General features: G+C 27.6%; 2 protein-coding genes. Both read left to right on the top strand.

Annotated elements, in window-relative coordinates; translation table 11 throughout:
* On the top strand, positions 1-753 hold a 753-nt coding region (locus AACQ14_RS21180; protein ID WP_339365569.1), incomplete at its 5' end, for a sensor histidine kinase.
* 215 nt (positions 754-968) lie between these two features.
* Positions 969-1,437, top strand: a 469-nt coding sequence (locus AACQ14_RS21175; protein ID WP_339365568.1) for an ABC transporter ATP-binding protein, incomplete at its 3' end; no start/stop codon positions are given.

The raw sequence follows: 1,437 nt of genomic DNA, 5'->3' as shown, positions 1-1,437 counted from the left end.
GGAACATTATATAGAATTGATTATCAGCTGGATAAATTAATAAGTAAATTATACAATAATAATGAAAATCTGATAGATGAAAAAAAGAAATTAAATACGTTGGTAACAGAGATTACCCATCAATTGAAAACCCCTGTTGCAGCCATAAAGTTATTTAATTCACTTCTAGATAAGGATAACATTGAAGATGCAGAAAAAAATAATATAATATCCAAAATGAATGACGAGATAAACAGAGTTCAATGGTTCGTTAGTTCTCTAACAGAGATATCCAAGTTGGAAACAGGTCTAATCCAATTGGACATAAAAGAAAATGACATAAATGAAACAATAACACAAGCTGTAAATTCAATATATATATCAGCCAGACAAAAAAATATTGAAATCACTATGAAAAAAAATAGTACTAATTATTTTTGTTATGATTCAAAATGGACAAAAGAAGCCATAGTTAATATTCTAGATAATGCTGTGAAATATACTGATACTGATGGAACTATTACTATTGAATGTGTGAATACGGTAATGAGTAATAAAATAAGAATAACAGATACAGGTAGAGGTATTAATGAAGAAGATATACCTTTTATATTTAATAGATTCTATAAAAGTGATAAAACGGGGTTATATGAAGGTATTGGTGTGGGATTATATCTAGCAAAAGAAATAATGAAGAGCCAAGATGGTAGCATAAAAGTTTATTCCCAGATAGGTAGGGGAACTACATTTGAGTTAATATTTTATAATGATTAATATGACAGTTTTGTCATAATCGTTGTAAGTGAGTTGACAGAATACTACTGTATAATAAATGTATGTAAAATGCATTATTATCGATTTAAGTATCAGCATTAAATTTAAAGAAAATATTTTTGCCTTGTGATGCTTTCTTAATAGAAAGAACTAATAACAATAGTAATGTAAATTTTACAACCTACCTATATTAATAAGAATGAGGAGTAAATTATATGACTATATTAGAAACAAAGAAATTAAAAAAATATTATGATAGTAAATATAATATAACCAAAGCTGTAGACGATATTAATATAAAAATCACACAAGGCCAATTTACAGTAATTATAGGTAAATCAGGTTCAGGAAAAAGTACTTTGCTTCATTTGTTAGGTGCATTAGATAGACCCACAAATGGACAAGTAATCATTGATCAAGTTGATATGTATAAGTTAAAAGATAATGAATTAGCAAAACTAAGACGTAAAAAGATAGGCTTCGTTTTTCAGTCTTATAATTTAATACCATCACTAAATGTATGGCAAAACATTATATTGCCCATTGGATTAGATCATAAACCAGTAGATGAGGAATATATTAAAGATATAATAAATACCCTTGGATTGCAAGATAAGATAAATAGTATGCCAAATACATTATCTGGTGGTCAGCAGCAGAGAGTAGCTATAGCAAGAGCTCTAG

Origin of the sequence: Vallitalea maricola, assembly GCF_036985595.1 — a bacterium.
Lineage (GTDB): Bacteria > Bacillota > Clostridia > Lachnospirales > Vallitaleaceae > Vallitalea > Vallitalea maricola.
Note: the sequence above shows the minus strand (reverse complement) of the source record. Positions and strands in the feature narration are given on the sequence as shown.